We start from the raw sequence: 8883 nt of genomic DNA on the forward strand, positions 1-8883 counted from the left end.
AGTTTTTTAATCTTAGTATAAGTTTCAATAATATTATTACCATCCAAAATAAAAGACTCCATTCCGTAACCTTTACCTCTATCTGCGATATGCTTACAACGGTATTGTTCTTTAGTTGGTGTGGAAAGTCCATAACCATTATTCTCAACACAGAATATTACTGGTAATTGCCAAACAGAAGCTACATTAAGTGCTTCATGAAAATCACCTTCACTGGTACCACCTTCTCCAGTAAACACAGCAGTTACTTGCCCATTTTTCTTTAAGAGGTTGGCTAATGCAATTCCATCTGCAACTCCCAATTGTGGACCTAAATGAGATATCATACCAACAATATTATAGTCTTGTGTTCCAAAATGAAAGCTACGATCTCTACCTTTTGTAAATCCACTTGCCTTTCCTTGCCATTGACAGAATAAGCGATGTAATGGAATTTCTCTTGTTGTGAAAACACCAAGGTTTCTATGCATTGGTAAAATGTATTCACTCGGCTTTAATGCCATAGTGACTCCTACAGAAATTGCTTCTTGCCCAATTCCAGAAAACCATTTTGAAATTTTACCTTGACGTAAGAGGATGAGCATCTTCTCTTCAATTAGTCGAGGTTTCAACATATTGTAATAGAGTTTTAAAAGCCCTTTGTCACTTAAATTTCGCTTATCGTAGTCTATATTGCTTTTCGTTATAGTTGGCATATAATATTTATTATATAATGCTTCAAATGTAAATAAAATTGCTACAATATTCTGGTAAAGCTTTCAAATTATCAATAATATCGGCCTAATATTTTAGCACTATTTTCGTTACATTTGTATATTGACGAATATTTTAAATAAAAAACCAATGGATAGAATACCTAGCGTAGATTTAAAGGACTTCATTTCTGGTGATCCACAACGAAAACAAAAATTTATAGATGAAATTGGAAAAGCCTATCAAGACATAGGGTTTGTAGCATTAAAGGGTCATTTTCTAGATGATCAATTAGTAGATGGTTTATATGGCGAAGTAAAGAACTTTTTCGACTTACCTATAGACACTAAAGAAAGTTACGAGATATCAGGTATTGGAGGTCAACGTGGTTACATATCTTTTGGTAAAGAAAGTGCGAAAGGTAAAAAAGAAGGAGATTTAAAAGAGTTCTGGCATTTTGGACAGTATGTAGAAGATGATGAGGAACGCAGAAAAGAATACCCAGAAAATGTACAAGTTAAAGAATTGCCAGAATTTAATAAAGCTGGTAAGGAAACATATGCTATGCTAGAGAAAACTGCTAAATATGTTTTACGATCTTTGGCTTTATTCCTAGAACTAGATGAGACTTATTTTGATAATTATATTCATAATGGCAACTCAATTTTAAGACCAATACATTATCCACCTATTACTCAAGAACCTAAAAACGCTGTAAGAGCTGCAGCTCATGGCGATATTAATCTAATTACGCTTCTTATGGGAGCGCAAGGTCGTGGTTTGCAAGTACAACGCAACGATGGAGAATGGATTGATGCTATAGCTGAGCCAGATGAGTTGATGATTAATGTTGGAGATATGCTATCAAGGCATTCTAACAACAAATTAAAATCTACTATACATCGTGTTATTAATCCACCACGCGAACTTTGGGGAACTTCTCGTTACTCTATTCCATTTTTTATGCATCCTATAAGCGAAATGAAATTAGATGTGTTAGAGAGTTGTATTGATAAAGACAATCCGAAGCAATTTGACGATATTACTGCTGGAGAGTTCTTAAACGAACGTTTAATTGAACTAGGACTAGTAAAAAAATAAAATCTTGTTGTCAGTTCGATAGTAATTGAGATACTAAATAGTTCTCTACTACGCTCGATGTGACAGAAGAAACTTTGAAAAATGGATTTACAAGATCAGCTTAAAAACTTATTTCCAGATCATATTGAAGAACCTAAAGATAATTCTAAAGATCCTAAGGAAAAACTGTGGTTACAAGATGAGCCTATAATTTGCAAATATGAAAAGAGAAAAGGAAAACCAATTACTATTCTCGAAGGTTATACAGGTGCAACAGAAGATTTTAAAAAATTAGCTAAAGAGCTAAAAACGAAGCTTAGTGTTGGTGGTAGTTTTAAAGATGATAAAATTATCATTCAAGGAGATTACAGAGATAGAATTATGACGATGCTAAAAGAAAAAGGATTTAATGTAAAGCGCGTTGGCGGCTAATTTTTTTTATGGCAAAAAACATCCTACACATCACAAATGGAAATAGTCTTACCGATTATTTGCGAGAATTAGATTTTACAGATGATATTCTTACTTGGCAAGAAATGCTATGTGAAGGACCAATAATTCCAGCGATAGATTCTGACGCTTTTTTTGAGCTTCGTGCTAATTTTCTTAAATCTAGTTATGATATTGAAGTTGATACTGTAGAACTTCAGAATGAATTATCCAAATTAGATAATACTCAAAGTTATACAGAAATAAATCTATGGTTTGAGTATGATTTGTTTTGCCACATTAATCTAATAGGTGTAATTAATTTATTGCATCAAAAAGAAATAGACAAACCTTTATTTCTTATTTGCAGTGGACGTGTTGAAGGCGAAAAAAATTTAAAAGGCTTGAGTGAATTGAGTCCTGAGCAATTACAGTTTCATTATGACAACAAAGTACTTTTAACTCAAGAAGATATAGATTTAACTATTGCATTATGGAGAACATATTGTGGTACAGATCACAATATTTTAAAACCTTATATTGTTACAAACTCCAGTTTTAAATACATGAGTAACTGCCTAAAGGCACATTTAAAGCGCTTTCCACATCAAAAAAGTGGGTTGAATGTTTTAGAGGACAATATACTTAGACTTTTAAGAGATAACTCAATAAAATCTAAGCACCATTTATTAGGCTACAGTCTCAATTATCAAGGTTACTATGGTTTTGGAGATACACAGTTACAACGTATTATCGAAAAATTATCTATATTTTTTGATGAGACCGAAAATGGTATTAAACTCAACAGAAAAGGCCATGAAGCATTATTGAGGCAGCATAACTTTGCTTCAGAGATTAATAATAGCATGGTGTATGGTGGCGTACAACGGTTAGAATTTCAATTTAGCGTAGAGCAGAATAAACTTATTAAAACTATAATGAATGTCAATTAAAGATTCAGAATTAATACTAAATCCAGACGGAAGTGTTTATCATTTAAACTTAAAACCCGAAGATATTTCAGACACCATCATTTTTGTTGGTGACCAAGATCGTGTTGAAAAAATCACTAAGCATTTTGATAGTATTGAATTCAGTACACAAAAGCGTGAATTTAAAACTCAAACTGGATATTATCAAGATAAACGTATAACAGTTTTATCAACTGGAATAGGTCCAGATAACATAGATATTGTACTAAACGAACTTGATGCTTTAGTAAATATAGATTTAAAAACACGTAAGCCAAAGACAGAACTTACTAGTCTTAATATTATTAGGATTGGAACCTCAGGATCATTACAAAATGACATTCCTGTTGATGGTTTTTTAATAAGTACACATGGCTTGGATGTAAACGGAATGTTACATTTTTATCAAATTGATGGTATAAGTAATCCAGAAATTGAAGACGCATTTATAAAACATACGGATTGGGATAAAAACAAAGCTAGACCTATTATAATAAACAACAGCAAGTACTTAGAGAAGTATTTTGAAAGTGATTCTGTATACAAAGGCATGACAGGTACAGCTGGTGGATTTTACGGGCCTCAAGGGCGTGTTTTACGCTTACCATTACATGATGCTTCTTTAAATTCTAAATTAGATTCATTTAGCCATAAAGATTTTAGAATTACAAATTTTGAAATGGAAACGTCTGTGATTTATGGGCTTTCAAAATTATTAGGTCATGAAGCACTGTCTTTAAATGCGATCATAGCCAATAGAGCTAATGGTGATTTTAGTAAAGACCCAAAGAAAACCGTAAATAAGTTAATTGCGTATGCTTTAGAGCGTATTGTGAATATTTAGAGTTTGAATAACATTGACATACTAAGCTTGTCTAAGTGCATATATGTTTCAAAGTATAATTAAAAAATTCCTGATTTAGTAGGAAGTTAGCATGAGAAAGGTAAATATAGGTGGTGTACCAGAGCATTTCAATTTAGCTTGGTACTTAACACTTAAGAATGGAGAATATAAAGCTGAAGATATTAATCTTAGATGGCATGATTACTATGGAGGAACTGGTGCTATGTGTAAAGGTCTTCGCTCTGGTGATATTGATATAGCAGTTATCCTTACCGAAGGCATTATCAAAGATATTATTGATGGAAATCCTTCTAAAATAGTACAAACATTTGTTGAAACTCCTTTAATTTGGGGAATTCATGTGGCTTCAGACTCTAAGTTTAAAACAGTAGAAGATATCAAAGGAACAAGAGCTGCAATTAGCAGATATGGGTCTGGTTCTCACCTTATGGCCTACATAAATGCAAAAAATAATAATTGGAATTTAAAAGAGGACTTAAATTTTGAAGTCATTAAAAACTTAGATGGTGCAGTAAAAGGACTTACCAATGGTGATGCAGATTATTTTATGTGGGAAAAATTTACCACTAAACCTTTGGTAGATGATGGCACTTTTAGACGGATAGATAATTGCCCTTCTCCTTGGCCATGTTTTGTAATCGCTGTACGCGAAGAATTTATTGAGAACAACGAAGCCGATTTAAAAACCATTTTAGATATTATAAATCAGACCACATCAGATTTTAAATCTATTCCTTCTATAGGCAAAACAATAGCAAATCGTTATGAACAAGAATTAGAAGATGTACAAGAATGGCTTTCATTAACAGAATGGTCTCAAGAAGTTATTAATAAAAAGACTATCAAAAATGTACAAAAGCAACTTTTTAAGTTAAATATTATTCCAAAAAAAGTGGACTATTCTAAGTTAATTCACAAAATTTAGATTCAATTATTGCCCAAAATCATAGTAAGTTCTTAACAATTTATGGCTTATTCTTAGCTTAAATAAAAAAAATCATATGCATAATATCGTTGAAACACCTTTATTTATCGATGAAATACACGCCTGCTAAGGAAAACACCTAAGGCATATTATTACAATTTTTGTTCATAACTTTCACAATGTCAAAATTTTAATTACATTTGTCTTAACCAAATCTTTGCTATTAACACCTAAACAGACTAATATGATTATTACAATTACTCTGATTTTATCTTTCTTAGTTGCGCTTAATTTTATACTATTATTATTTAGTTGTAATAAAACATCTAAAAAAACCGAAAGTAAAAAACCTCGTATTATAAGAAATGAGAAACCTATTTTAGCTTCCACTCAACTGCAGACACACCAACTTGCAGCAACAGGGAGTTAGTTTTACTAAAATGTTTATTTCCAAACCAGTATCCTCTATTAGCACTTAATGGGGAAGGATGACCTGTTTCTAAAACAAAGTGTTTAGAAGTATCTATTAATTTCTTTTTCTTTTTAGCAAATCCACCCCAAAGTAAAAAAACAACATTGTTTTTCTCGTTGCTAATAGTCTCTATTATGGCATCTGTAAATTGCTCCCAACCTTTTTTCTGATGACTACCTGCTAGATGAGCTCTTACAGTTAAAGTTGCATTTAAAAGCAATACACCTTGATCTGCCCAAGACATTAAATTACCGCTAATTGGATACGAAATGCCTAAATCTTGTTTTATCTCTTTGAAAATATTAATTAGTGAAGGAGGGTGTGTAACATTATTGTTAACGGAAAAACATAATCCATTTGCTTGTCCAACACCATGATATGGGTCTTGCCCAATAATAACAACCTTGGTGTCTTCAAAATGAGAATGGTTAAAAGCATTAAAAATATCTGAACTCTTTGGAAAACATTTATGAGTGCTATATTCAGTTTTTACGAATTCAACCAAATCTTTAAAATAAGGTTTTTCGATTTCGGATCTTACATAAGGTTTCCAACTTTGATGAATGTCAATGTTCATTAATTTCAAATTTTATCAAAAATAAGAATAATCATAGCAAATAGTTACATTAGGCATATAGGCACAATTAGCCTAAATTTGCAACTTTAAAATTAAGAATAACCCAATGATAAGTATTCATGAAAAAACGTTAAAAGACCTTGAGTTTTTTACGATTTTAGACCAAGTTAGCGAGCATTGTATTACCACTTTAGGTAAGAATGCTACATTGGCTATTCTACCCTTTTCTGAAGAGGAAAACCTAATACTTGAATTGGCTTATGTCAATGAATACCTATCATCTTTTGATAATGATAACAGAATACCAAATCATGGATTTGATACGATTTCAAAAGAATTAAAACTTCTTAAGATTGAAAACACATACCTCGAAACATCTAGCTTACAAAAGTTGGTTAGTATGTCACTGACGGTAAATTCAATTTTAAAATTTTTAGAAAAGTTTAAGGAATACTACCCAGAACTTTATTCATTCTCTCGGCAAATTGAAGTAACAACTACAATTATAGAACAAGTTGATGCAGTTGTAGATCGGTTTGGAGATATAAAAGATGGTGCTTCTCCTCTACTTTCGGAATTACGAATAACAATAAATAAGTTAAAGGGCAAAATAAATAGTAGTTTTTCTTCTGCTTTAAACACCTATCATAATCTTGATTATCTAGACGACATTAGAGAATCCGTTGTTGAAAACAAACGTGTTCTTGCAGTTAAAGCCATGTATCGTAGAAAGGTAAAAGGTGCAATTATGGGAGGAAGTAAAACAGGAAGTATTGTCTATATAGAACCCGAAACTACATTACAATATTCTAGAGAACTCAATAATTTAGAATATGAAGAGAAAGAAGAAGTCATTAAGATTCTAAAAGAACTAACTGATTTCATTCGATTGTTTTTGCCTTTATTACATAACTATCAAGAGTTCTTAACGAAAATAGACGTGATTTCAGCAAAGGCAAAATATGCACAAAGTATGGATGCCATTTTACCAGAATTCTCGAAAGAACGCAGTATGGTTTTGAGAGATGCTTATCATCCACTACTCTATTTAACGAATAAAGAAAAAGGAGAAAAGACATTTCCTCAAACCATTGGTTTAAAAAAAGACAGTAGAATTATTGTCATTTCTGGCCCAAATGCTGGAGGAAAAAGTATTACGCTAAAAACCGTGGGTTTACTGCAAACCATGATACAAAGTGGTATGCTCATTCCTGTCCATGAACGAAGTAAGGTTTGTCTATTTGATAGAATTTTAAGTGATATAGGTGATAATCAATCTATAGAAAACCATTTAAGTACTTATAGTTATCGCTTAAAACAAATGAATTATTTCTTGAGAAAATGCAATAACAAAACGCTATTCTTAATTGACGAATTCGGTACAGGTAGTGATCCTGAATTAGGTGGTGCTTTGGCTGAAACATTCCTAGAAGTTTTCTACGAGCGAGAAGCTTTTGGTATTATAACGACACACTATTCTAACTTAAAACTTTTAGCTAACGAATTACCATATATGGAAAATGCTAATATGCTTTTTAATGAAAGAAGCTTAGAGCCTTTGTATAAATTGGTTGTTGGACAAGCAGGTAGTTCTTTTACGTTTGAAGTAGCTCAGAAAAACGGTATTCCATACAGTTTAATCAATAAATCTAAAAAGAAGATTGAACGTGGCAAAATACGTTTTGATGCTACCATTGCTAAACTACAAAAAGAGCGTAGTAAGCTTGAGCGCACTGAACGTTCACTTAAAGAAAATGAGAAGAAGAAACTTACTGAAGCTGAAAAACTTGAAGAAGTAAATGCGAAAGTCCAGAAGAAACTAGAGAGTTTTCAAGAGTTGTATGATAGCAATCAACGCCTAATATATTTAGGACAAAAGGTTAATGAAATTTCAGAAAAATTCTTTGAAAACAAGAAGAAGCGTGAGTTAATGGCTGAGTTGTTTAAACTTGTTCAAATTGAAAACTCTAAACGCAAAAAAGTATCTGCCAAACAAAAACGTGCAGAAAAGCATAAAGAAAACCAGATAAAACAAGAAGCTGAGAAAAAAGTAGAAGTCATTCGTAAAAAGAAAAAAGCAGCAAAGAAGAAAAAGGTTGTTATAGAAAAGCCAAAATCTATATTAAAAATCGATGATCGTGTGCGAATGCATGATGGTAGAGCTATTGGAACTATTGATAGTATTGAAAAAGGTAAAGCCATTGTAAACTATGGTATATTTACCACTAACGTTAATATCGATTTGTTAGAATTAGTAGAAGCAAAAAAGAAGTAACTACCAATTCGGTGTTAATCGTTTAGACCGTATCTTTGCAATGTGATTAAAGAAATCCCTAAAGACAAGCAGTTAATTTTATTTGATGGTGTTTGCAATCTTTGTAATAGCAGTGTTTTATATGTTATAAAGCGTGATAGGAAAAACAAATTTTTATTTGCTCCATTACAAAGTGAAATTGGTAAGAAAATTATAAGCGATTTTAAGGTTGATACTTCTAAAACAGATTCAATTCTACTTTATAATCCCAAAAAGCATATACTGAAATACAAATCTTCTGCAGCATTACATATTGCTAAGTATTTAGGATTTCCTTCAAATTTAATAACAATATTTTTTATAATTCCAACCTTTATAAGAAATTGGGTTTACAATTATGTAGCAAAAAACCGTTACAAATGGTATGGTGAAAAAGATGTTTGCATTACACCTACTCCAGAATTACAATCTAAATTTATTGCATAAAAAAAGCCTTTTAGCATCCATCTAAAAGGCTTTCTTAAAATTAACAACTTACTTAAAACTAATTTAATCTATACAAAATATTAAATTTCAATTCTTTTATAATGAGGGAAAATAATGAATTGGTTAATAGC

Annotated in this window: 9 protein-coding genes; 7 read left to right on the top strand and 2 right to left on the bottom strand. The window is 31.5% G+C overall.

Annotation, left to right across the window (positions count from 1 at the left end; genetic code table 11):
* Nucleotides 1-695 (bottom strand): thiamine pyrophosphate-dependent dehydrogenase E1 component subunit alpha (locus tag QZZ53_RS15935; protein WP_296386524.1); only part of this gene is annotated, 695 nt, incomplete at its 3' end.
* Between the two features lie 148 nt (nt 696-843).
* On the opposite strand from QZZ53_RS15935, the gene QZZ53_RS15940 reads away from it, so the two are divergent.
* The 5 genes from QZZ53_RS15940 (at nt 844) to QZZ53_RS15960 (ending at nt 4963) form a co-directional block, all read left to right on the top strand.
* Nucleotides 844-1794, top strand: coding sequence for a 2-oxoglutarate and iron-dependent oxygenase domain-containing protein (locus tag QZZ53_RS15940; RefSeq protein ID WP_296386526.1), 951 nt, complete (start codon nt 844-846; stop codon nt 1792-1794).
* An 81-nt stretch (nt 1795-1875) separates the two neighbouring features.
* Nucleotides 1876-2205 (top strand): translation initiation factor, encoded by a 330-nt coding sequence (locus QZZ53_RS15945; protein WP_296386528.1) that lies wholly within the window; start codon nt 1876-1878, stop codon nt 2203-2205.
* Nucleotides 2206-2213: 8 nt separating this feature from the next.
* The gene (locus tag QZZ53_RS15950) at nt 2214-3155 is read left to right on the top strand and encodes a DUF1835 domain-containing protein (RefSeq protein WP_296386529.1); all 942 of its coding nucleotides are present in this window, start codon (nt 2214-2216) and stop codon (nt 3153-3155) included.
* Nucleotides 3145-4017 carry a nucleoside phosphorylase gene (locus tag QZZ53_RS15955; RefSeq protein WP_296386532.1) on the top strand — a complete coding sequence of 291 codons (873 nt, stop codon included), beginning with the start codon at nt 3145-3147 and terminating at the stop codon, nt 4015-4017. Before QZZ53_RS15950 ends, QZZ53_RS15955 begins: the two co-directional genes overlap by 11 nt.
* A 91-nt stretch (nt 4018-4108) precedes the next feature.
* Nucleotides 4109-4963, top strand: a complete 855-nt coding sequence (locus QZZ53_RS15960; protein ID WP_296386534.1) for a substrate-binding domain-containing protein — start codon at nt 4109-4111, stop codon at nt 4961-4963.
* Between the two features lie 374 nt (nt 4964-5337).
* Here the strand turns inward: QZZ53_RS15960 and QZZ53_RS15965 are convergent, their stop codons facing one another.
* Nucleotides 5338-6012: a uracil-DNA glycosylase gene (locus QZZ53_RS15965; protein WP_296386536.1), complete on the bottom strand. Its 675-nt coding sequence runs from the start codon at nt 6010-6012 to the stop codon at nt 5338-5340.
* 106 nt (nt 6013-6118) lie between these two features.
* On the opposite strand from QZZ53_RS15965, the gene QZZ53_RS15970 reads away from it, so the two are divergent.
* Both QZZ53_RS15970 and QZZ53_RS15975 read left to right on the top strand, forming a co-directional pair.
* A complete protein-coding gene (locus tag QZZ53_RS15970; RefSeq protein ID WP_296386537.1) occupies nt 6119-8287 on the top strand; it encodes a DNA mismatch repair protein MutS in 2169 nt (722 codons plus the stop codon).
* Nucleotides 8288-8329: 42 nt separating this feature from the next.
* Nucleotides 8330-8752, top strand: coding sequence for a DUF393 domain-containing protein (locus QZZ53_RS15975; RefSeq protein ID WP_296386541.1), 423 nt, complete (start codon nt 8330-8332; stop codon nt 8750-8752).
* Nucleotides 8753-8883 lie beyond the last annotated feature (131 nt).

Source organism: Winogradskyella sp. (assembly GCF_016744625.1).
GTDB lineage: Bacteria > Bacteroidota > Bacteroidia > Flavobacteriales > Flavobacteriaceae > Winogradskyella.

Bases quoted from the DNA above. Each gene is read 5' to 3' on its own strand.
- QZZ53_RS15950 (WP_296386529.1), top strand. From the start codon at position 2,214: ATGGCAAAAAACATCCTACACATCACAAATGGAAATAGTCTTACCGAT.
- QZZ53_RS15960 (WP_296386534.1), top strand. From the start codon at position 4,109: ATGAGAAAGGTAAATATAGGTGGTGTACCAGAGCATTTCAATTTAGCT.
- QZZ53_RS15955 (WP_296386532.1), top strand. From the start codon at position 3,145: ATGTCAATTAAAGATTCAGAATTAATACTAAATCCAGACGGAAGTGTT.
- QZZ53_RS15940 (WP_296386526.1), top strand. From the start codon at position 844: ATGGATAGAATACCTAGCGTAGATTTAAAGGACTTCATTTCTGGTGAT.
- QZZ53_RS15945 (WP_296386528.1), top strand. From the start codon at position 1,876: ATGGATTTACAAGATCAGCTTAAAAACTTATTTCCAGATCATATTGAA.
- QZZ53_RS15970 (WP_296386537.1), top strand. From the start codon at position 6,119: ATGATAAGTATTCATGAAAAAACGTTAAAAGACCTTGAGTTTTTTACG.
- QZZ53_RS15965 (WP_296386536.1), bottom strand. From the start codon at position 6,012: ATGAACATTGACATTCATCAAAGTTGGAAACCTTATGTAAGATCCGAA.